General features: G+C 55.5%; 17 protein-coding genes and 2 pseudogenes. 14 read left to right on the plus strand and 5 right to left on the minus strand.

The genetic code is table 11. The features are described from left to right. Nucleotides 1-726: 726 nt before the first annotated feature. Entirely contained in the window at nt 727-2,796 is a 2,070-nt protein-coding gene (locus tag ACQZ5N_RS21620; protein WP_448734069.1) for a TonB-dependent receptor, read from the minus strand. A 298-nt stretch (nt 2,797-3,094) separates the two neighbouring features. Between ACQZ5N_RS21620 and ACQZ5N_RS21625 the strand changes: the two genes are divergently transcribed. From ACQZ5N_RS21625 to ACQZ5N_RS21635, 3 genes are all read left to right on the plus strand, one after another. After that, nucleotides 3,095-3,871, plus strand: a complete 777-nt coding sequence (locus ACQZ5N_RS21625) for an IclR family transcriptional regulator (RefSeq protein WP_448734102.1) — start codon at nt 3,095-3,097, stop codon at nt 3,869-3,871. A gap of 1,075 nt (nt 3,872-4,946) precedes the next feature. Next, nucleotides 4,947-6,359 carry an efflux transporter outer membrane subunit gene (locus ACQZ5N_RS21630; protein ID WP_448734103.1) on the plus strand — a complete coding sequence of 471 codons (1,413 nt, stop codon included), beginning with the start codon at nt 4,947-4,949 and terminating at the stop codon, nt 6,357-6,359. 149 nt (nt 6,360-6,508) lie between these two features. After that, nucleotides 6,509-8,128: a GMC oxidoreductase gene (locus ACQZ5N_RS21635; protein ID WP_448734070.1), complete on the plus strand. Its 1,620-nt coding sequence runs from the start codon at nt 6,509-6,511 to the stop codon at nt 8,126-8,128. Nucleotides 8,129-9,422: 1,294 nt separating this feature from the next. Here ACQZ5N_RS21635 and ACQZ5N_RS21640 read toward each other — a convergent pair. After that, a complete protein-coding gene (locus ACQZ5N_RS21640) occupies nt 9,423-9,875 on the minus strand; it encodes a GNAT family N-acetyltransferase (RefSeq protein ID WP_448734071.1) in 453 nt (150 codons plus the stop codon). Between the two features lie 41 nt (nt 9,876-9,916). On the opposite strand from ACQZ5N_RS21640, the pseudogene ACQZ5N_RS21645 reads away from it, so the two are divergent. After that, a pseudogene (locus ACQZ5N_RS21645) lies at nt 9,917-10,112 on the plus strand (IS3 family transposase); the annotation flags it as partial. A 392-nt stretch (nt 10,113-10,504) separates the two neighbouring features. On the opposite strand, the gene ACQZ5N_RS21650 reads toward ACQZ5N_RS21645, so the two are convergent. Together ACQZ5N_RS21650 and ACQZ5N_RS21655 are read right to left on the minus strand one after the other, a co-directional pair. Further along, nucleotides 10,505-10,762 carry a hypothetical protein gene (locus ACQZ5N_RS21650; RefSeq protein ID WP_448734072.1) on the minus strand — a complete coding sequence of 86 codons (258 nt, stop codon included), beginning with the start codon at nt 10,760-10,762 and terminating at the stop codon, nt 10,505-10,507. A 474-nt stretch (nt 10,763-11,236) separates the two neighbouring features. Continuing rightward, nucleotides 11,237-11,518: a hypothetical protein gene (locus ACQZ5N_RS21655; RefSeq protein WP_448734073.1), complete on the minus strand. Its 282-nt coding sequence runs from the start codon at nt 11,516-11,518 to the stop codon at nt 11,237-11,239. A 167-nt stretch (nt 11,519-11,685) separates the two neighbouring features. On the opposite strand from ACQZ5N_RS21655, the gene ACQZ5N_RS21660 reads away from it, so the two are divergent. The 4 genes and pseudogenes from ACQZ5N_RS21660 to ACQZ5N_RS21675 form a co-directional block, all read left to right on the plus strand. Beyond that, a protein-coding gene (locus ACQZ5N_RS21660; protein WP_448734074.1) for an IS3 family transposase occupies nt 11,686-12,812 on the plus strand; the annotation gives its coding sequence in 2 pieces (ribosomal slippage) (nt 11,686-11,914 and nt 11,914-12,812; 1,128 coding nt in all). After that, complete coding sequence (locus ACQZ5N_RS21665; RefSeq protein ID WP_448734075.1) at nt 12,697-14,130, plus strand: ISL3 family transposase; 1,434 nt, start codon at nt 12,697-12,699, stop codon at nt 14,128-14,130. Before ACQZ5N_RS21660 ends, ACQZ5N_RS21665 begins: the two co-directional genes overlap by 116 nt. Nucleotides 14,131-14,228: 98 nt before the next feature. Beyond that, a complete protein-coding gene (locus tag ACQZ5N_RS21670) occupies nt 14,229-15,260 on the plus strand; it encodes an IS110 family RNA-guided transposase (RefSeq protein ID WP_448734076.1) in 1,032 nt (343 codons plus the stop codon). Nucleotides 15,261-15,555: 295 nt separating this feature from the next. Beyond that, a pseudogene (locus ACQZ5N_RS21675) lies at nt 15,556-16,035 on the plus strand (IS3 family transposase); the annotation flags it as partial. A 181-nt stretch (nt 16,036-16,216) separates the two neighbouring features. On the opposite strand, the gene ACQZ5N_RS21680 reads toward ACQZ5N_RS21675, so the two are convergent. Next, complete coding sequence (locus ACQZ5N_RS21680; RefSeq protein ID WP_448734077.1) at nt 16,217-17,473, minus strand: ATP-binding protein; 1,257 nt, start codon at nt 17,471-17,473, stop codon at nt 16,217-16,219. A gap of 275 nt (nt 17,474-17,748) precedes the next feature. Here ACQZ5N_RS21680 and ACQZ5N_RS21685 point away from each other — a divergent pair, with 275 nt between their 5' ends. From ACQZ5N_RS21685 to ACQZ5N_RS21710, 6 genes are all read left to right on the plus strand, one after another. After that, nucleotides 17,749-18,138 carry a hypothetical protein gene (locus ACQZ5N_RS21685; protein ID WP_448734078.1) on the plus strand — a complete coding sequence of 130 codons (390 nt, stop codon included), beginning with the start codon at nt 17,749-17,751 and terminating at the stop codon, nt 18,136-18,138. A 76-nt stretch (nt 18,139-18,214) separates the two neighbouring features. Then, entirely contained in the window at nt 18,215-19,255 is a 1,041-nt protein-coding gene (locus ACQZ5N_RS21690; protein WP_448734079.1) for an ABC transporter substrate-binding protein, read from the plus strand. Between the two features lie 11 nt (nt 19,256-19,266). Then, nucleotides 19,267-20,151 carry an ABC transporter permease gene (locus tag ACQZ5N_RS21695; RefSeq protein ID WP_448734080.1) on the plus strand — a complete coding sequence of 295 codons (885 nt, stop codon included), beginning with the start codon at nt 19,267-19,269 and terminating at the stop codon, nt 20,149-20,151. 9 nt (nt 20,152-20,160) lie between these two features. Next, the gene (locus tag ACQZ5N_RS21700; RefSeq protein WP_448734081.1) at nt 20,161-20,964 is read left to right on the plus strand and encodes an ABC transporter permease; all 804 of its coding nucleotides are present in this window, start codon (nt 20,161-20,163) and stop codon (nt 20,962-20,964) included. Beyond that, nucleotides 20,961-22,040, plus strand: coding sequence for an ABC transporter ATP-binding protein (locus tag ACQZ5N_RS21705; RefSeq protein WP_448734082.1), 1,080 nt, complete (start codon nt 20,961-20,963; stop codon nt 22,038-22,040). Before ACQZ5N_RS21700 ends, ACQZ5N_RS21705 begins: the two co-directional genes overlap by 4 nt. 110 nt (nt 22,041-22,150) lie before the next feature. After that, nucleotides 22,151-23,017 (plus strand): TauD/TfdA dioxygenase family protein, encoded by an 867-nt coding sequence (locus tag ACQZ5N_RS21710; RefSeq protein ID WP_448734104.1) that lies wholly within the window; start codon nt 22,151-22,153, stop codon nt 23,015-23,017. Nucleotides 23,018-23,022 lie beyond the last annotated feature (5 nt).

A 23,022-nucleotide genomic window follows, 5' to 3' on the forward strand; every position in this document is an offset into this window, starting at 1 on the left:
AAATTCCCCTCATGGCAAAACTTCTCAGGCCGGTAGCGGTCCGCATAGATGACGATCGTCGAACGCCTGCGGCGATGACGAGGCTTCGAACGTAGCCCGCTGGCAACATTTTTTTGCCAAATAGGCGTGCGCGCTGGGAACGAAGCCACCGAACAGTCTGTCGTGGCAATTTTGTCGACAAGTAAAGCAACACGACAAAATTTCCTAAATTCGGCTTCGCCGGCGGGGCCTTCCGAACACCAGCCATGCCGACAATGCTTTGCCGCTTCCCTTGGCGATCCTGTTCCTGCCGTGCTCGAAGGAGCGCCGGACAATCGTAGCGGATTACCAAAACTTTGGCCATGCGCGATGGTGACAACAGATCGACCCAAGATCGCACTCCTTGCAATCCTGGGTTTTTGAAGCCTGTTGCGCAGGCCTGTCGCAATTCCGGCCGACGTCTCGCCCAAGGCCGAAACTTTGCGATCCTGACTTTCGGTTGTCGTATAAAAATCCGGGCGGTGACACCCATCCTGTCTGCGTCAAGCAAACACTGAGATGACCGTTAAAAACGTGCCAATCTTTGCCTGATACGTAACGCGGGGGCGCATTTGTCCCCACGTTAATCCGGACCGGGCACAGACGGGCATTCAGGCCGTTTTTCAGAATTTCTCAGCCTGCTTTCCAAAAATGAGGCCTTCGGAGATTGCTTCGAAGGCCCTTTTGCTTTTCAGCCTAGACGATGGCTTAAAAACTCCCTCGAACACCGATGCCGAACATGCGCGGTTCGGTCATGCTGGCCTCGATGCCGCCAATGCCGCGGTTCTGTTGCATATAGGTGGGCGCGCGCTCGTCGAAGACGTTCTTGACGTAGGCGTAGACCTCAAGCTCTTCCTGGAACTTGTAGCTCGCCCGCACGTCCGCGATTGTATAAGGGTCGATCGCATAGGTCGCCGTGTTGGCCGTATCAGAATAATAACCGTCGGTATGACGGACCTGACCGGAGACGGTGAACCTGTCGGTCACATCCCAGCTTGCGCCAATGCTGAACATGTACCCCGGTGATTTCGCGAATTCATTGCCCGCATAGCTGCTGTTGCTGGAGATTTCGTCGATCTCGGTCTTCAGCACGCCGACACTCGCCTTCAGCGTCAGATTGTCGAGAACCTGGTAATCGGCACCGACTTCGAGACCGTAGGCATGCGCCTTCTGCGCATTGATTGTATAGGACTGGGTGACACCCGAAGAGATGACGACCGGAATGTTAAATTGGGCATTCGTATAGTCCATGTAGAACAGGTTGCTGTTAAGCGTCAGCCGGTCATCCAGCAGCTTCGCACGCGTATATAGCTCGTAGTTCCAGATGGTTTCCTTTTCGAAGGGCAGCCATTGTCCTGACGAGAGATTCAGCGAAATCCCGCCGGGATTGTAACCGCGACTGATCATGCCGCCGACAGTCCAGTCGTCGTTCACCGCATAGGCAAGCGACACCTTGGGTAGCAGTTCGGAGAAGGTCTCGTTATAATCCACCGCCTGCGCCGAATAGACGGAGCGGCCCGTACGGTGGATCTGGTCGATCTGGTAACGCAGGCCGCCCGTCAGGGTCCACTGGTCCGTCAGACGATAGCTCAGCTCGCTGAAGATGCCGAGATTGTCCTTGGTGTCGTCGAATGTCGAAATGCTGTTGTTGTAGGTTCCCTTTAGATAAAGAATCTCGTCGGCCTGCGTGTGGGCGTAATAAATGCCCACGACGCCGCTCAGCACGTCTTCCTGATCACCGAAGGTCACGCGGGATTCGTGGGAAGCGTTCGTCTGGTCAATATCGGCATCGCCATTATTGACGACACCCACCCTGCGGCGCGCATCGGAAGCGGAGAATTGCGTCTGGTTAAACAGTTTCACGCCATTCTCGAAATCGTAATTGATGTCGAGAATACCGGTGTGGGTGTTCTGGCTCCAGCTTGGCATCGTGGTGGTGACGTGGTTGAGATCCTCGAAGGGACTCGATGCCGCTTCCTGGCTCGGCCGGTTAGAGGCGTTGTAGGAATAGGTCAGCTTGGTCGAAAGACCGGGAATTTCCGACGGTTCCCAGAGAAGCTTGAAGCGACCGTTAAATTCCTTGAAATTCTGGTCCGTTCCCTCATGGGCGAAGGCGGAATTGATGTAGTCGATAAAGGTATCGCGGCCGGAATAATCGATCGCCATGCGCGCCGCCAGCTCGTCTTCGATCAGCGGCCCCGAAAGCGCGAACGAAGCCCGCTTCTGGTGATAATTGCCGATTTCCGCCTGATAGCTGGCTTCGGGCGTAAAGGTCGGGTCCTTGGTGTTGACGAGGATCGCGCCGGCAATGGCGTTGGCACCCTGCGAGGTGGTCTGCGGGCCGCGGAACACCTCAATGCTTTCGACATCCCAGATGGAGGTCGCGCCATAGATGAACTCGTTATAACCGAGATAATGACCGTCGACATTGATCGTCGCGCGCGGCACCGTGCCAGCAAAAAATGCGGTTGAGCCCGTGTTTGGTCCCTGCGTATCCAAACCGCGAATGATCGGGGCGCTGACATTGTCGGTGTAAACGATGTTCGGAATATCCTTGATCGCTCCCGATACGGTCGGGTCGCCGGTCTTTTCCTTTTTGATTTTATCCCCGGATATGACCGAAACGGACGACGCCGTGTTCTTCATGTCGCGCGCCACTTTTTCACCGGTCACGACGATCGGCTTCAGGACGGTGGTGCCCGCCGCCGCCTGCTGATCCTGACCGAGAACCGGCGTCACGAACAATGTCGCCAGCGTCAGAGCGCTGACCCCGCTCATCAAACGACCGCTAGAGCTAAACCCCATCACACACCCCTAAGAAACATGAGTATTAAAGTCATATTCAAGTAACGGAAGCGTTATCTGTTTCGCAATAGAGAATGCGTTCTGTATTGCGGACAAAAAGGCTTCCGTAACGGGATGTGCCATATTTACAACAAAGTTTATGGACCGCGTCCTGCGCATCGCTTGGCGTTTCAAAAGGGAACAGCGCAGCGCAGCCCGCAGAAATCGATTCCGATTCACGCCCCGATGCGTTAGGCATGCTCAACAAACGGGGGGAGCGGGCTTGAACGCCATGGATGACAATGCGGACAATCTGCCGGAAAACGAGGGTGAAAAACGCTCTGCCCTCATTCAGTCGGTGTCGATCGCGGCGCGTTTCCTCAATCTGCTCGCCAGATCGGATACGGCGCTCGCCCTGGGCGAGCTGGCCAAACGCGCCGGCACCGGCCGCTCCACCGCGCATCGTTACATGCAGAGCCTCGTGCGGGAAGGACTGGTGATACAGGATCCCGCCAGCGGCAGTTACGATCTCGGACCCGCAGCGCTGGGGATCGGCATTAGCGCGCTCCGGCGAATCAATCCGGTCGAAACCGCCGGCCGCCAGATGAATGCGCTCGCCTCCAAGATCGGCGCCAGTTGCGGCGTGGCGATCTGGACCGAGCGCGGCCCGACCGTGGTGCGGTGGGCAAGAAGCGCCAGCTTTTCCATCAGCACCGTGGCGCTGGGCGATGTTCTGCCGCTGGACAACAGCGCCTGCGGGCTGGTTTTCCAGGCTTACCTGCCGCCGGACAGGGTGGCCGCGGTGCGCAGGCTGCAACCCGCCGCCTTTCGCGGCTCCCGTCCCGATGCCGGCATTCTGGAAACCATCCGCGCAGTGGGCGGCGCGGAACTCAATGAACATCTGTTCTCTGCCCTCACCGGCAAGGCCGCACCGGTTTTCGACACCCAGGGCGAACTCTGCTGTGTCGTCACCACCGTATCCTTCGTGGCCACCGCCGAGACCGAACGGCATTTTTCCCGATTGATCGAAGCAGCTAGACAGGCGACGGCCGAATCCGGCGGCGCATAAGCCTATTCGGCCAGATGTTCCGCAAAGGTGCGGCGCGGCCGGTATTTAAGCGTGAAGAAAAGCTGGCTCTTCAGAAACAGTGGGGGCCGTGCGAGGGCGGTGATTTATAGTGTGATACTGACCCATGGGCTTGCGGCGATCAGACTTTATTGACCAAATTTGGAGAAATCCTCACGTCGAAATCGAACATATTGATCCAGTTTGCCTGTACGGCAATCAACGCAATGATGAGAACGGCCCACATGATGAACAGAATGATGATCAGGCACAATAAAAGCTGTTGGATGATATCGGGTATCTCCAAATTTCGGCAAGCATGGAAAATGTGAGGCTGAACGGCTTGGAATGGCTCTCGTCATGAAGCGAGCGCGGACGCTGTGCAACCGCGACCTTCTATTAGTGAGGGCAATGGTCAAAATTTCCTTGCAACGCCATATACGCATGAATCTCGTGGGCGAGCACGGCCCCCTCATCGATCCGCAGAACTTCCGTTTCAACCGTTTATCGGGCCGCTTGAAGATAGAAATCGTAGTGGATTGTAGGATGCCGCAAGGGTGGCTCGGGTCATTTGCCGCCATTTCCCGATTGGTCTTGCCGGGCGTGATTGTAGACCGCGCGAAAAATTCTCATGCTTCCGTTCGCGACACAGGGCCATTCTTCTGCGCGATACTATCAAGCCTGAAACCCTGCAGGGCTCAGGCGGGAACTCAATCAGCGGCGTTGCGAGCCATTATTGGAAAATCCCTCGCATGGAAGCTCTCGTTTGTCCTCTCGCTCCCGGTAGCCGTCGCCACTCCACTCTGTGGCTTATTTGGAAGGCCTTCGAGCACCTCTCTTTCAGAGATTTACCCAGTTTTACATCCCCTTAACCGGGCTTAACCCTGGATCGTTTATTAACTCGTTTGAACATTCCGCCGCCGATTGCGGAGACCAGTCCTTCCTCGATCCCCTCGCGCCCTCCAAGTAGACGATTGCTAAGCTCTTGACCTCACTAAAAACAGAAACAACGATACAACGGAAATGTACCGAACGTTTCTCTAACCTGCACGCTTGCCTGACGGCATTGTTGTCGTCAGTGTTGATAGTAAGCGGTTGCACCGTCGGGCCAGACTATGAGGTGCCGGTAATGTCTCTTCCGGCGCTCTGGACAACAGACAGGTCTTCCTCCAAGCCACCCGAACTCGCTCAGTGGTGGAAGCGACTGGGAGATCCGTTGCTGGATCAACTCGTCGCTCAAGCTGTTGAAGGCAACTTGGATGTTTCCGCTGCCAAAGCAAAGATACGGGAAGCCAGGGCGACGATCAAAGAGGAAGCGGGTAGCCTTTTCCCAACGCTTTCTTCTGCGTCGGCAGTCGATCGGGTCCGGAGTGACGCGTCGGTCTACAGCGAGTATAGAGCCGGCTTTGACGCCAGTTGGGAACTTGACTTATTCGGCGGAAACAGGCGGACGTTAGAGGCTGCAAAATATGCGGAAGACGCAGCCCGGGAGCAGCTACGCGATACGCTGGTTACATTGGTGGGCGATGTGGCCTCCTATTATGTTCAAGCACGCGCATATCAGGAACTTATAGATTTAAGCGAGCGATCGGCTCGTTCGCAACGACAAACCGCAGCTTTGACACGGCAACAACGCCAGGCGGGCGAAGCTTCCGTCGTTGACGTCGTCAAGGCGGAGGCGCAAACGGCAGCGATTGAGGCGGACATCCCATCCTATCGTATCGAATATGCCAAGGCTGTGCATCGCCTTGGCGTTCTGCTTGGCCGCGCGCCCGATGTGCTCGAAGCCGTCTTGATCCGAAGCAAAAAAATACCCCTGCCACCTCAGGTCAAGTCGTTAGGCATCCCGGCCGACTTGCTTGTTAACAGGCCGGACATCAGAGTGGCGGAGCGCCAACTCGCGCAGTCCACTGCGGAAATCGGCCGAGCTGAGGCAAACCGGTACCCATCAATATCGCTCACGGGTTCCATCGATTCGTCAGCGACAAATTTTAGCGACCTGGGCAAGAATTCAACAATAAGCTGGTCATTCGGACCTAGCATCAATATTCCGATTTTCCAAGGTGGTCAGTTGCGAGCTGCGGTAGATGCGGCCAAAGCCCAACGTGATCAATCGTTGTTTGAGTATCAGAAGACAGTCCTTTCAGCGATGGAAGATGTCCGAAATGCAATCGTCTCTATGAATCAATCGCGGATAAGGCGCTCAAAGCTGGCGTTGTCTGTGTCGAAATACCGGGATTCGGTGAAATTCTCGCGCGAAATTCAGGACATAGGCGACGGCACCCCTTTCAATGTGTTAGATGCAGAAAAGAACCTTTACTCAGTCGAGGAAGACCTGATTGAGACCAAACTGGATGTTGCACTATATTACATCGCATTGAACAAGGCGTTGGGAGGCGGTTGGGACGGTGTCTTGAACGTGTCAGAACCTGCGGTGGTTGATGATCTCTCCGGACCACGTGTGGCAGTGCCAAAGCGCCGAAGCGGCTGACTTTCGTTTAAATACGGCACTGTTGACGCCAACGGATGATGTTCGTAGCGCACTATTCGTTGGACCGCGAAGTGAACGGTGAAAACTAGGCGTTGCAATGTACCCTGCACCTTCCTTTAGTGTGGCAGCAATGCGGGAAGCGAGGTGTAATGGTCGAATACAATCCGAGCGCATCTTCGATATTGTTTCAGGTTTGTATAGTTGGGGCAGGGCCGGTCGGGCTCGCCCTGGCCTTTGCCCTGGAAGGGCAGGGCGTAAACGTTCTGCTGGTGGAGGCGGGCCGTCACGGCCTTGATGGACGGTTTGCCAGCGTCACAAACCATCATCATGCACCTCTGGACTCTTCGACGGCGGGAGGGCTTGGAGGAACATCGTCGCTTTGGGGTGGGCGTTGCGTACCGTTCGATGACATTGATTTTCTGGAGCGTGCGCATGTTCCCAATTCGGGATGGCCGATCAGGCACGAGAGTGTCAGCCGTTATTATGCCGATGCCCTGCGCTTCCTGAACGTCACGCCTTCCACTCTGCCGCCGGGCGACGCTGCTTCGCCGGCCGGAGACGTGCACTTGGAGGCAATCGAGTGGTGGAGCAGCCAGCCGGACCTTGGCGTGACATGCCGGGAACGAATTGAAAAATCGCGGTTCATACATTTTCTTTCAGACACATCCGCAAAGGCAATCGAGGTCGACGCAACGGGGGCGATTACAGATGTTTGGCTCAGCAACGGGCATGGAGACATGCGTGTTCCGGTAAGGACCCTTGTGCTCGCCTGCGGCGGCGTGGGCAATGTCCGTTTGCTTCACGAGTTGCGAAGGAAACAGCCCGACCGTATTTCTCCGATGCTCGGGCACTATTATCAGGGGCATCTTACCGGTTATATTGCCGTGGTGGAGCTTGAAAAGGACGCCACCGTGGAAGAGCTTTCTTTTCAAAGAGCGCCTTCCGGGGGGATTTATCGTCGGAGGTTCCAGCTTTCCGATGATGTTCAGCAACGTCTGGGTCTGCTCAATTCGGTCTTCTGGCTCGATACGATCTCCATATCGAACGCACTCCACCATTCTGCCGGTCTTTCCGCCCTGTTTCTCGCGCTGCAGTTGACGGGGCTTTATGGTCTGCTGGCCAAAGGCAAGGCCGCAGGATCCTGCCTGCGCACGGGGTTTCGTTATCGCGAGCATTTCCGTAATCTCGTTCTCACATTGTCGGCCTTTCGCGATTTTCAACGCACCATCAGCCAACTCCTCCGCCACCGCGACCGTAGAACACCTCTTGTCAATCCTGCGCGGCGTTATCTTCTGCGTTATCACGCCGAGCAGATCCCTGATTACGCCAGCACCGTGCTGCCACGCCCCTCCGGAGCGGAGGATCGGTTCGCCGCTGTTGCGATAGACTATCGGGTCAGCGAGAAAGATCTGGAGTCAATCGAAAAATCCCACGTTTTTCTCGACCAGTGGCTGCGGGAGAATAGACTGGGAAAGCTCGACTTTCTGCACCCCCCTTCGGAGCGGCGGCAGGCTCTTCGTGATCAGGCCTATGACGGTTTCCATCAAATCGGCCTGACCCGGATGGCCGCGACAGCCGATCAGGGAGTGATCGACAGCAACTGCAAGGTCCATGGCATCTCCAATCTTTATGTCGCCGGGAGTTGCGTATTCCCGACGGGCGGGCACGCCAATCCCACCTTGCCCGCCGTGGCGCTGGCCATGCGCCTTGCCGGCCACATTGGCGAAAAGCTTAAGGGTCACGAGCCCGCGCTGCCCGCAGATATGTGAATTAACTTCACGTAAAATCAAATCAAAACTACAGGACTGTCGGTCTCCACGCGGCACCGGGCCGGTTTCGGCGTGAGCCCCTCGGGCTGGCACACGGCATACGGAAAAACTGATACACTCTGCAGGCCTTAATGGGGCAGAACAAGAGCGGTTCAAAATCGTACGCTAAGATCGAACGGACGGTGAACATTGAGGATTCACCGAACTGAGCCGCCCTCGGACGGCTTTCGCTCGACCATTGGGTTGGCTCGCGTGCACGCTGAATCATTCGTCATGTCAGCATCTTTTTATAATCCAGGCACTGTGTTTGGCGGCAGGTTTATCGGTTCGGCGGCGCGCTATTTCTCCACCGATCCGCGGATGCCCAGGTTCGCAACATCATCAGGCCCAAATGTGCTTACGGATAGCGGAGGTCTGGCGACAGACTTGCCGTATTCCAGCTTCTGCCAATATCCCGGAGGTGGGCGCGCGATCTCGTAGTCATCGCAGGCTTTGGCCAGTCGAATGGCGTTGAAACCATAGTCTTTGGCAATCTGTTTCAGTGGCCTCGACCAGACAAGCTCATAGAGTTTTCTCCGGGTTAAGTTTGACAAAGCGCACACCGCCTTTCCGCTGTCCCCTCAACAGGAATGAAGACCGGGGTTGATACCCCGCCGTCGCCAAACCGTCATAAAGGCAGGTCCACGGATCGACGTCAACCGCCAGAAATCACCGTCTGTGATGGCCGGCGGAATATTAGAAAAAGTTAAATCATACTATGTTTTAATGATATTCCGGAAATACTCGCCGACATTTGTCAGGTTTGAATAGGGAGGCGTAAATTGGGGGCCGCCATAAAACTATTTCTTTATTTTATCATCTGTATCCTCGTGAATTATCTTTCCCTTCGCTTGTCGAATTCTGCTGGCGTCGTCTTTTTCTGGCCCGGAAACGTACTTGCTGCCGTTCTTGCCATACGCTGGCGCAGCCGGTCGCGCTACGGTCGCCATATCCGACATGGTGGCTTTGTTCTCCTGCTCATTCTGGGGCAATTTCTGGTATCGGTGATCGAAAACAAGCCGCAAGATTTCTCAACACTATCTATTTCAGCATCGCAGACGCGGCATACATAGTGTTTTATGCGGGTTTCATGAGTCTGACGGTCAGACATCGCAACTGGTTCTCACCCTACAAGCGAAGTCTGTTACTGGTTGCGCCGGTGGTGCTGTCCGTCGCGACGCACGGTGTTCTTGTCGGCGCATGTATGGATGCCCCCGTTCATGCAATCTGTTTTAGGATTTCGGCATCATCACATTCATTTTTCCTGCCCTTGCAGACACTCTCGGGCCGCAAAAGTCGCCCACTTGTGGCGAACTTTTGTGACCGATATCTGCGACACGACCCTTGGCGCGAATACAGTTCGCGGTATTGCTAACGGACAGTCAGGCTTTCTGCGAAATCCTGATCTCTTCCAAGCTTCTTTTAGCAGCCCCATCCGGACCGAAATTCTCATCGGCAAGCCATGCTGAAAGCGGCCTTCCAGCCTGAATCCCAAGCGTAGAGCTGCACGTTCCGACTTGATATTCCGGCTATCACAGCGCCATTCGCAGCGGCGAAGTTTCATGGTTTCAAACACATGACGCATCAGCAGAAATAAGGCTTCTTTTCCTTCTCGCGTCCGCTGCAGTGAGGGGAGAAAGAGGACGTAGCCAATTTCAACTGAGCGATGTTCAGCGCTGAACTTGATTAAAGCAGCCTGCCCGAGCACGATGGATGCGCTCCGATCAACGATCGCATACGCTGAAAACTGACGGTCTTTACAAGGCCATCAGTCATCCATCGGCGCGGACCATGGCGCAACTTCGAAGCCGTGGAGTTCGCCACACTCGAATGGGTCGATTGGTTCAACAACCGGCGTTTTCTGGGACCCATCGGAAACATTCCGCCAGCAGAGGCCGAGGAACGATACTACGCCATGCTGGACGCGCCAGCCATGGCCGCATAACTTAAACGAAATGGCCTCCGGAAAATTCGGCGCGATTCAGTCCTTGGTAATTTTGCCATCGAAAGTATCACTAACGACGCTTCGATCCGAGCGCTTTTCTTCTTCTCGCCCCTCCGTAGATGGCGGCTTCAGCGAAGCAGCGGCGGAACAAGAGGAAGCTTCATCTGTCTTATAGGGATAGGAACAGATTCTGTACATAACATAAATGCAGACAGCGAATATCAATAAAACTACGATATTAGTTGTGGTCATGATATCACTTTCCCTTGATCCTACCCTATTGAGTATGAAAGAGGTATTCTTTAGGGGCAATGAGAATTTTGTAACCAAATGTTCATGCCTCGAGAACCGGATTATCGTCACGAGAATGTTGATCGAACGGCAAACTACGGCTATCCGACCTGAAGGCAACGATCGATCACAGTCCGCCTGCTTCCGGCTTTCCTCGCGCCAGTTGCTGCTTGAACACACCCAACGCCTAGATCGGCGTTGAGCTTCCCGTTGCCGAATTCGGCGGGTGTTTGTCTGAACGCCGTTACTCGGATGACAGCTTCGAGCTTCCGATCTGCCAGGATGCGGGCCATCAACTCACGCGGATTGAACGCCGACAGACCGAATTTCATCGGAAACAGCAGCAGCTGATAGAACAACGAGGGATCGGGATCGGTGTTTCCAATGGCGGCAGCGGCACGCTCGAATAACCGCGCTACGTCATATTTGAGATGGCTAGATTTTGGTCTCGGCGAACGTTGGACAGATTGGACGGCCTGACTGCTAACATTAGTTCTTTCCTTTTTGAGGCCCCGGCCGATTGGGAAGCGGTGGACAGGGACGGGTAGCCAATTCAATCGCGTCGTCGTTACCAACTCCAGTCGTGCGTAAGAGCCGTACGACTGCGTCATTGATCGTCGTTGGGTCAAGCACCTGCTTGGTGATGGCAAGCGCAAGGTCCACGATTGCATGGGATGTCATGCGTATAGCGCGGCAATCAGGATGATCTCATCGAGATCGCCGCTACGCAGTCTTGCGCCAGACCAGTGGGAAGCGGAAACTTGGAAACGCCCCGCATCCGTCGCGTTCTTCATGTCGCAGATTGGATGGAGGCCATGCATCTATAAGGAGCATCAACAATAACGTCCGAACGATATAGCAGCTGTTTCCGACGTTCGTCGACGGAGGCCGTTTCCAGGACCTGATGAAAGCCATATGGACTTGATCTCAGGCTTCTGGCAGACCGCGACGATAACCGGGTAGGGCTTGTCACGATAATCAAGCAAACGACTTTCTGAGACATCGTTGCACGCCAGCACAGTCTCCCATCGATGGTCGACGGTGGCGATATAGCGGCAGTTTATCCCGCCGTCGGCACATCCAAGAATTGTCATCACCACAACAGCGAGGTTCATGCCGGGGCCACTCCAGCGCGTCAATTCATCCTGCGCAGTTTAATGCGGACCAATGCATCAGGGAACAAGGGTCTCAGGTCACTTTCATTCCATCGAGACCTTACTCTCTGAATAGCCCCGAGATTTGTAGACGCCTTCTTTCCTAATTTTGAGGCAAGAAGAGCATCATGGGCAAATCGAATTTCAGCGAAGAGTTTAAGCGTGACGCGGTGCGGCAGATCACGGAGCGGGGCTATCCGGTGGCTGAGGTTTCGCAGCGTCTCGGCGTCAGCCAGCATTCGCTGTATGAATGGAAGAAGAAGTTTGCTGGGTCGGACTCCAAGGGCAACGACGAGGCCGAGGAGATCAGGCGGCTGAAGAAGGAACTGGCTCGCGTCACTGAGGAACGCGATATCCTAAAAAAAGCGGCCGCGTATTTCGCCAGGGATGCAAAGTGAAGTACGCGTTCATTGCTTTGCATCGCTTGCAGTTTTCGGTGCGGACGATGTGCCGCCTTCTGCGGGTTCACCCGAGTGGATTTTACACCTGGCTGAAGAACCCGCTGAGCAGGCGAGCCAATGAGGACAAGCGACAGACCGATCTGCTCCTGAAGGCATGGGAAGAGAGCGGCAAGGTCTACGGTTATCGCAAGCTGCACGACGACCTTCTCGATCAGGGAGAGATGTGCTGCCCGAACCGGGTCGCGCGCCTGACGCGTCTCGCCGGGATAAAGGCGCAGATCGGCTACAAACGCCGTCCCGGCATCTATGGCGGCAGACCGTCTGTCGTCGTCGATAATAAGCTCGACCGGCAATTCGACGTAGCAGCTCCGGACAAGGCCTGGGTCACGGACATCACTTACATTCGAACCTGCGAAGGTTTCGCTTACCTTGCGGTTGTCATCGACCTCTATTCTCGCCGGGTCATCGGCTGGGCGGTGCAGAGCCGACAGACCACGGACGTCGTATTGCGGGCTCTGCTCATGGCGGTGTGGCGACACAAACCGAAAGACAAGGTGCTGATCCACTCGGATCAGGGCTCGCAGTTTACCAGCATGGACTGGGCCTCGTTCCTCAGGCACCACAATCTGGTTCACTCGATGAGCCGACGCGGCAACTGCCATGACAATGCGGTGGCCGAGAGCTTCTTCAATCTTCTGAAACGAGAGAGGATACGTCGCAGGGTTTACCGTTCACGCGATGAAGCACGCCAGGACGTGTTCGACTACATCGAAATGTTCTACAACCCGAAACGCAAACACGTCAGGAACGGGATGCTGTCGCCCGTCGAGTTCGAGAAGCAGCAGAAAATCTAACCCGAGGGTGTCTACGAAACTCGGGGCTATTCACTGTCGTGCCGACCATTGCCGCCGAAAGATTTTCGCCGAGAGGTTCGGTGATGACGTGGTCCGTCCGATGGCTCGCCGGACAGCGCGTCTGGACTGCCTGGTTCGCCATCTTGCTCTCGCGTTGGGTGGTCGTCCGGCGGCGCGTTTTGCAGATCGTCTCGGGTTTCCGGTTAGCAATGACACGCTGCTGCGAACCGTTCGCCGATATGATCGGCCACCACCAACGCCACCGAAAGTCATCGGCATAGATGACTGGGCGTGGCGTCGAAATCATCGATACGGCACGATCATTTGCGATCTTGAACGCAGAAAGACGATCGCATTGTTGGCCGATCGGGAACCGGCGACTGCGAAGGCCTGGCTGGTCCAGCAGCCCCAGATTGAGATCGTCGCACAAGCCTTGCCGCACGCCGATCAAGTCGCGGACCGCTGGCATTTGATGGAGAATGCAAGCCACGCCTTCCTCGATGCAGTGCGCAAGTCGATGCGGCAGGTCCGTCTGGCGATTGGCACCGCAACCATCAATCCAAAGCTCCTAACTGCCGCCGAGCGTTTGCAATACGAGGGATACCTACGGCGTGAAGAGGCAAATGCTGTTATCCGCGGGTTCGTCAGCGAAGGCATCTCCATCAAGGAAATCGTGCGAAGAACCGGACACAGCAGAAAGCTTGTCCGGAGTGTTGTTCGTGGTCAGCGGACCGATATCTTCCGGGTCCGGCAAACTTCGCTCGAGCCGCATCTGCCCTGGCTTGAAGCGCAATGGGATGCCGGTCTACGAAATGGCGCTGAACTATGGCGGCAGCTACGGCTTGCCGGGTTTGGTGGCGGTCTCCGTGTTGTCACGGAATGGGCAACACGGCGAAGGCGTGCTGAAAAGGCCGAGAACGGGCTTGGCCACGCGCCCGCCGCACGTACCATCGTTCGTCTGATGACCCTGGAGCGCAACAATTTGACCAAGGCTCAAACGGTCACTGTGGCTGCAATCGAGGAGCGGCTACCCGACCTCGTCGAGGCCAGGGATGTTGTCGAAAATTTCCACGCTATGTTGCGCCATAAATCCTCGGATGACCTAGAGACCTGGATCAACCGCGCGACGCAGAGCTTGGTCGCGTCGTTTGCCAGCGGGGTGATCCGCGACAGAGCCGCGGTTCAGAACGCAATCACTTCGATTTGGTCGAACGGGCAGACCGAGGGACAGATCACCAAGCTTAAACTTATCAAACGGCAAATGTACGAGCGTGGGAAACTCGACCTGCTTGAAGCGCGTATCGTCGGAGCGCCCTAACATCATCGAAATTGATGGTGTGGAACGGCCCTTCGCACCGGCATCAAGGATGCTTATCGTGGTGACGCCAATCGCCACAAGAGAGAAGGAACCGCTCCGTGAAGAAGATTATCACAATCGGACTGGATTTGGCCAAGTCGGTCTTCCAGGTCCACGCCATCGTCGAAGACGGACATGTCGTCGTTCGACGTGCCTTGCGACGCTCACAGGTGTTGGAGTTCTTTCGTCAGATCGAACCGTGCCTCGTCGGTATCGAGGCTTGCGGAAGTGCCCACTACTGGGCCAACGCGATCGGCGAATTCGGCCATACGGTGCGGTTAATGCCGCCAGCCTATGTGAAGCCCTACGTCAAGCGGAACAAGACCGACGCGGCTGATGCGGAGGTAATCTGCGAGGCGGTCACGCGCCCTACAATGCGCTTTGTGCCTATCAAAACACCTGAGAAGCAGGCCGCAAGCATGGTCTTGAAGACCAGAGAGTTATTCGTGCGTCAGCGAAGCCAGACTGCAAACGCCATGCGTGCCCACATGGCTGAGCTTGGGATTATTGCTGCTACTGGAATGACGAGCATAGCCAAGCTCATTGCCGTTTTGCGCGATGATCGAGACGAACGTCTACCGAACTCGGCCAGGGCTGCCCTTCTGGAAATGGCCGAACAAATAGAAAAGCTGACGGCCAGGGTTGAGGCGCTCGATACCAAGATTGCCGCAGCTGTGAAAGCCGATGAGGCGGCTCGTCGACTGACGACCATTCCTGGCGTCGGGCCAATCATTGCTGCAACCGTCCGGACCGCCGTCCAAGATCCCGCGGCCTTTCGAACAGGACGAGATTTGGCGGCTTGGATAGGCATCACACCAAGGGCGAATTCCAGCGGAGGAAAGGAGAGGCTCGGCAAGATATCAAAGCAGGGCAATAAGCAGTTGCGAACTCTATTGATTGTCGGGGCGACTTCAATTCTTAAACAGGTGCGCCGAGGTGTGAAGTTGCCTGCCTGGGTGATCTCCCTGATTGCGCGTCGTCCCTACAAGGTCGCTGCAGTAGCGCTTGCGAACAAGATGGCGCGCACCATTTGGGCGCTGCTCGTCAAGGGCGGAACCTATCAACCACCGACGTCATTGGTGACCGCTTAGAGACGAAATTCCCAGCGCCATAGCGTTGGGATAAAATGGCAAGGTGCCAAAGCAGGATGAACTTGAGGGACGATACCTCGACGCCGATCAGACCGTCTGACGCAGTGCGCTTTTGAGCGCGAGAAATTGATTAGGCGATCGGCATCGCGGAAATCATCGTGGCCAGCGGTCGATGACCGCGCTAACAGGCCGGACATATGACCGCACCGTCCAATGGAGATTCATGCAACAAAAACCTTGCTAACCGGGCCGTTCCACATATGCGTCAGACCCCCGTTACGATGCCGATTGACACACGGACATTACCGAATTCCAGATCCCAGCCGGCAAAGTGTATCTCTCGCCCATCATAGATTGCTTCGACGGGATGGTGATCAGCTGGTCGATTGGAACGCAACCTGATGCGGGCCTGGTTAACACGATGCTGGACGCCGCCATTGAAACTGTCACCGACGGCGAAGGCGGGACAATTGTCCATTCCGATCGCGGAGCGCATTATCGTTGGCCCGGCTGGCTCTCTCGGATTAACGATGCGAAATTGGTTCGCTCGATGTCCCGCAAGGGCTGTTCCCAAGATAACGCCGCGTGCGAAGGCTTCTTTGGACGGTTGAAAACGGAACTCTTCTATCCACGAGACTGGAAGACCATCACAATCGAGCAATTTGTCCGCGAGGTTGATGGCTACATCCGATGGTACAATGAGAAGCGCATCAAAATATCATTGGGGTCGCTCAGCCCCATCGAGTATCGCAGAAGTCTCGGCCATAACGTCTAAATCAGTCCAAGTTTTTATCCGCATCCCCACCGGCTCAGTTCTGCGCGGAAACCAACATCGAGGACTTGAGCGACTTGAAAAAGGACTTCGAAAGAGGTCTCGCATCGATACGGGCCGCCTAGAAATAATAGTTGGCATTCAATTAGCGAAAAGCCAAGTTCCATAAGATAGATTATGCGATCTACATCGTCCATAAAACCGACGTAGGAGCTGCCTGCAATTTTTCACCAAATGGCGTCACGCGATCATGATCGTGCAACACCAGCCCCCTGACGAAGCGGTCACCAACAGCCTCCTGCAGTTGGCGCAATCCGCGGAAATCTTGCGCCCTCACCGTCGCCGATGCCTTAACCTCGATTCCGATAATACGACCACGCCGATCTTCGATAACGACATCGACTTCATCCTGATCCTTCGTCCTGTAGTGAGAGAATGAAACGCGCCGCTCGCTCCACGACGCCAATTTCATCAACTCCGACACAACAAAACTCTCCAACAGAGCGCCAAAGCGTAAGCGATCCTGCCGTAGCCGCTCGGCTTCGTCTTCTCGCATGCTGGCCAGCAATCCCGTGTCAATGAAGTGTAGCTTCGGCGTCTTGATTAAACGGCTAAGTCGATTGTTAGACCACGGAGGTAATGTCTTTATCAGGAACAAGCGTTCAAGGATCGCAACGTATTTCTGTGTTGTGACACTCGATAGCCCGAGAGCCGAACCAAAGCTGGAATGATTGACCAGTTGTCCGGCGTGCTCGGCCAATATGTTCAGAAGACGTGGCATCCGATCGAGTTGATCAATATTGGCGATGTCTCGCACGTCACGGTCCAGAATGAGCGCAACATAGTCCTCAAGCCAGGCAGTCCGTCGACCCGGTATCGATCTGCGTATTGCCTCAGGGTATCCGCCTCTTAAAACGATGTCGATCAGATCCATTCCAATGGTGGCGGCCGTCTCTACAACCGGCGCCTCTCCCGCAAACAGCCGATCCAGAAGGCGGCCCGGTGCAGATTGAATCTCCGCCTGCGCTAAAGGTAGCAGCGGAATGACTGCCATCCTACCCGCCAGGGAGTCGGCTATCGATGGGATGGCCGTTAGATTTGCAGAACCCGTCAGTAAGAAACGTCCTGGTGTTTCGTCACGATCAACACTTTCCTTGATCGCCAACATCAGTTCCGGAGCCCGCTGCACCTCGTCAATCACAACGCGGTCGACACCTCTTATGAAACCTACGGGATCGGCCCTTGCAGCCTGCAGCGTACCCGCGTCGTCCAAAGTGAGATAGGCCCGGTCAGGGCCTTCAAATTGCCGCGCAAGTGTCGTTTTCCCCGCCTGTCTCGGGCCGGCGACAAGAACGACGCGCGTATCCGATAGCGATGTTTCAACTAGGGAATACGCTTTGCGCTCGATAAGTGTTCGATTGGTTCGTAGTCGATCTATCATCCGTCTATCATTAAACTATCTTCCGTCCAATTTAAAGTAAAAATACGTCCAATATGCATTTGAAACGCATCCCGACGGGTGGGATCGTCTCCTCGCTTCAATAATCGATCACAGGTGCACCAGTTGACGAAAATTGGCTTCACCCTACCGGCAGATTGATCTATTCTTGCAACCGACATGACAGTCGATGTGCATCCGGACGGCGAAGGTCGCCAAGGCATTGTCCGGCCACAAACGACTTCCAAACTCGGCCGGACTCTCAATGGAGAGTCGTCATGTCGGAACAATCTGCTGCATTGCCATCCCTGCCCTTTGCACCCGTCGATGTTTGCGACGGAATACATGCTGCTGTCGCCTTTGAGGTGCTGCGCGATCTTTATGGCCTGCAGGCCGCGACAATTGCGGCATGGTGCGCCATAGAAGCACGTACTCAAGGTGATGAGGTCCGGTACCGTTTTTGGTTCGGCGTGTTTTGCGATCTTCGCAAGGCCTCGCCTGTCTTTTCTCTCCTGTTGCCCACAGTCTCAAAATCCGGGCCGTCTCTCCCTGGGGACACCGATCTTCCGTCCGCAGACGGCAGGCGCGGCGATGTTGATCGCCTGCTCCACTCCAATGATATCGGGAGTTTTATTATTCGTGAAATCCGATCAATAATTGAAAACTAATATTGGAGTTTGAACGCATTTCTTTCGCAAAGTCTTTCCGGAGCGTCAATCAATCAGACAAACGTGAGGGTGAACGATGAAATGGAAAATCCTGCTTGTTACATTAAGTGTAACAATGACTATGGCCGCCAAGGCGACCGCCGAGCAGTTGATCGTCAACAGCTACGGCGGACCGTACGAAGATATTATCCGCAGTCGGATCATTGAGCCCTTTGAAAAAGAGTTCAATGTGAAGGTTATTTATGACGCGGTCGGATCCGCATCGCAGGACTACGCGAAAATCAAGGCGACACGCGGCAGGCCAGGCTTTGACGTCGTCGTCATGACTGCGTCACAATCGCTCGATGGATGCCGGGATAACCTTCTCGAAAAATTTTCGCCGGAAACCGTACCGAACATCGCGGAACTAAACCCGGACATCAGCGGCATCGCCGGCGCCTGCGGAGCCGTCCACGAAGTCCAGTATCTTTCTCTTCTTTGGCGCAAGGACAAACTCGCAACGGCGCCGGTTTCCTGGTCCGCGTTGTTTGACGAGGAACTGAAGGGCAGGGTGATCCTTCCCACATTTCAGAATATCATGGCGGCATATCTCATGCAGATCATGTCCGTCACGAATGGTGGCGATCTCATGGACAACGTTGACCCAGGTTTCGAAGCCATGGGCAGACTCGCCAGGCAATCGATGGGCTTCGAGCAGTCCTCTTCGATCATGGAAAACTATTTGAAGGAGGGCGAGGTCTGGGCCATGCCGTTCTGGAACGGACGTGCACAACTCCTCGTCGATAGCGGTCTGCCGGTTGACTACGTGAGACCGAAGGAAGGCACCATCCCGCTCGTTGCGACCTTGAATGTGCCGATTGGCGCTCGCAACAAGGACATGGCGTACAGGTTCGTCAATTTCTTTCTCGAAAAATCCAGTCAGGAAGCATGGGTGACCGGCTATAACGTCGGCAGCGCCCGCACCGATATTGAAGTCCCCGATGCCGTCCGCGCACGTCAAATCACCACCGAAGCCGATCTGAAGACACTTCTTCTTCCCGATCTTTCAGGTCTCGCAGCCAAGTTGCCCGAATGGGGTGCGCGGTGGGAGCGTGAAGTGATCGCGGCAGCGCGATAAAGGGGGCGACCATGACAACAATCGAACTCCAGTCACCATTTGAACCCAAACGCCATCGGAGATTTACACTCAGGCCCTATGCCTCGCTGGTGCCGCCTTCAACGGTCCTTTTGCTCTTCTTCGCTCTGCCAATGGGCATGATGATTGGAATGAGTTTCCACGGAAGCGACGACCAGGCGTGGACCATCGCCAACTATCAGCGGTTCTTTACTGATGATCTGATGATGGCGGGTCTGGGGCGCACGATGCTGATGTCGGGCCTCGTCGCCATTTGCGTGACCGTCATGGCGTATCCGCTTGCTTATTATCTGGCTCGTTCGACGTCACGATGGCGCATGGTTGTGTTCGCACTTGCAATCGCACCGGAACTCGCCGGTGTGGTCCTGCGCACCTATGGCTGGCTCGTGATCCTCGAGGACCGGGGTTTTGTAAACTCGATGCTGCTGTGGGCGGGATTGATCTCCGAACCGCTGCCATTGTCGAGAAGCATGTTCGGCGTCGTCGCTGGCCTGACGCATGTTGTTCTGCCTTTCGGGGTTCTTTCCCTGATGACGAGCCTGCAAGGCATCAATCCCAATCTTGAAAAGGCTGCACAAGTCCTGGGGGCTTCCCGTCCAGCCGTGCTGCGCCACATTGTTCTACCACTTTCCGTTCCCGGGATCGTCAGCTCCCTGCTCATCGCTTTCACAATGGCGGCCAGCGCCTATGCGACACCAGCGCTGCTTGGCGGTGCGGGCTTCAAGGTGCTGGCAACAATGGTCTACGAGCAGGTGCTTTTTTACATCGACTGGCCGTTTGCCGCCGTGATGGCGAATGTGTTGCTCGTGGCAATGCTCGTTGCCGTCTTCATCGGCTCGCGCATTGAGGCGCGCCTCCACAACAAACTGCATCTGTAGGAGACCGTCGTGAACAGTTTTTTATCGGTGACGTTCAGGACCTCGCTTGGACTTATCCTCGCATTCATCACGCTCCCGCTGTTGGTCGTGCTTGTGGCCTCCGTCAGTCCGACGGCGAGGATTGTTTTTACGCCATCGCTCTGGACGACAAAATGGTACGGCGCCCTCATGTCCAGTCGCTGGATTGACCCGTTTTTGCTGAGCGTCGAACTGGCGTTGATTGTCACGGTTCTCAGCGGGCTGTTCGGGCTTCTGGCAGCTTTTGCCGTCGCCTACGAGAAGTGCCCGGGCCATGCCGCAATCATGTCCTTCCTGTTATCCCCCCTCTCCGTGCCGCAAATCGTCAAGGGGGTGGCGATCGTTTTGTTCCTGTCGTCGACCGGGTTTTACACTCTCCTTGGCACGCCGGGCCTGATCATGGCCCACGTCATCCTCACCCTGCCATTCGTCGTGAGGATGATCGCAGGAGCAATGTTCAATGTCGACAAAAGGCTTGATCTTGCCGCCCGTGTTCTTGGCGCAAACAGGTTGCAAAGGATCCGCTACATCCTCCTGCCCCTGATCAAACCCGGCCTGTTTTCAGGAATGACCTTCGCCTTCATTCTCTCCTTCAACAACATCCCCTTGTCGGTCTTCCTCGTCCGGCCTGGCGAAACGACACTGCCCATCACCGTCATCAATCACCTTGAATACAGCCTCGACCCGGTGTTGGCGGCGGTCAACGTCGCCTCCCTCCTATTCATTCTCGCAGCCGTTTTCCTGTTCGAGCGGATCGGCGGTTTTTCGACACAGATACATGGTGGAAGCAAATGAGCACAATCGACATAGAACTGATCGCGGTTTCCAAGAGCTATGGAGCCAATCGGGTCGTCGACAATATCGATCTTTCCATTCCGGCAGGAGAATTCGTCAGCATTCTGGGGCCGTCCGGGTGCGGCAAGACAACCACCCTGAACATGATCGCTGGCTTTTCCGATCCTTCCGGTGGAGACATCAGAATCAGGGGACGCAGCCAGTTGGGCGTTCCCCCGGAGAAGCGCGGGATCGGGCTGGTTTTCCAGAACTATGCGCTGTTCCCTCACATGACGGTCGCCGAAAATGTCGCCTTCGGCCTCAAGATGAAGGGAGTTTCGCGCACGAAAACCGAGACCGAGGTGCAATCAACACTCAGACGGGTGCATCTTGAGGGTTTTGAAGAGCGGTATCCGAAAGAACTGTCCGGCGGCCAACAGCAACGGACGGCGCTTGCCCGGGCGATCGCGCCGAAACCGTCCCTGCTTCTTCTCGATGAACCTCTGTCCAACCTCGACCTCAAACTGCGGGAGGCGATGCGTATCGAGCTCAAGGAGATACAGGAAGAACTCGGCATGACCTTCATCTATGTCACCCACGACCAGGACGAAGCGATGGCCATGTCCGACCGCATCGTGGTCATGCATGGAGGTCTCGTGGCCCAGCAAGGCAAGCCCGATGATATCTATGATAATCCCCGATCGCGTTTCGTTGCAGATTTTATCGGAAAGTCGAATCTTCTGCCGGTCGCGTCCATGAGACCGGAAAGGGAATCGACGATTGTCGTTCTCGAAGACGGACTTGCGCTGACGACCGCGTCGTCGAAAAATCCAGGTTCCATCCGCTACTGTTGCCTGCGCCCCGAGGCCGTCCGTCTCACGCTTGCGGGAGAGGACCTGCCCTCCCCGGTCAACAGGATCGGCGGAACCCTGACACGGATCGTCAATCTCGGCGCTTACCGGGAATGCTTTGTCACCCTGTCAAACAGGACCGTGCTCAAGTCGCTTGTGCGGTCGACGCGACTGCCTGACTTGCGCGTTGGGCAATCGGTCTTTCTGTCCATTGATCCCAACGCCGTGCAGCTTCTCGAAGGCTAGAATTGATCGCATTTCCATATCAATGAACTCAAATTGATATTGGAGACAGGGTGATCGGTCGCGTTACTCTTCCCTTGCAGAGACGAAATATCCAAGGAAGGAACAGACATATGCTCAATACTCGAAAAATTTCAGCGGTCCAGGACGGAAGCAACGTTTGTGCGGATATCGTTGGCTTCGACTTCAACGACTATGATGAACAGGACATTGCAGAGGTTCGCAAATACTGGCTCCACTATGGCGTGCTTCGCTTCCGGCGTGCCAATATCACGGACCAGCAGCAGGTCGACTTTTCCCGTCATTTCGGGGAGTTCGTGATCCACCCCAAGCAATTGCAGGAAGGTGGACACCCCACGCACAAGGAAATCCTGGTGATCGCCAACACCATGAAGGATGGCAAGCCGTCCGGCGCCATGGGCAACAGCGAGGCGACCTGGCACACGGACACATGGTTCTACGAACGTCCGCCAGCCGGCGCCATTTTGCGGGCGGTGGAGGTGCCGGCTGAAGGCGGTGACACCTATTTTCTCTCCACCTATCAGGCCTACGACACGTTGCCGGACGACGTGCGAAAGGAAATCGACGGCCGGCAGATATTCTTCCAGAATGTCTACGACAAGACCGGCAAGCTGCGGCTCGGCAAGGAGGAGCCGAGGACCAGCGATTTCCGCGAGTGGAGCGGTATCGTCCACCCGCTGGTGCGGACCCTGGCCGAAACCGGGCGCAAGGCGCTTTATCTTGGAGGAACGGCGGAGGGCGCCTGGATTGTCGGTATGCCACTTGATGAAAGCGACGATCTGCTGAAGCGCCTGTGGCGCCACACGACGGATACGAAAGAGGTTTTTGTTCAGAAATGGACGAAAGGCGACATCATGATGTGGGATAATCGCTGCACCATGCATCGTCGGGATTCCTTCGATCTCAACACGATTCGGATCATGCACCGGACCACGACCGTCGGCGAACGCCCGGTCTGATCATT

The organism is Agrobacterium sp. 22-221-1, from assembly GCF_053522445.1.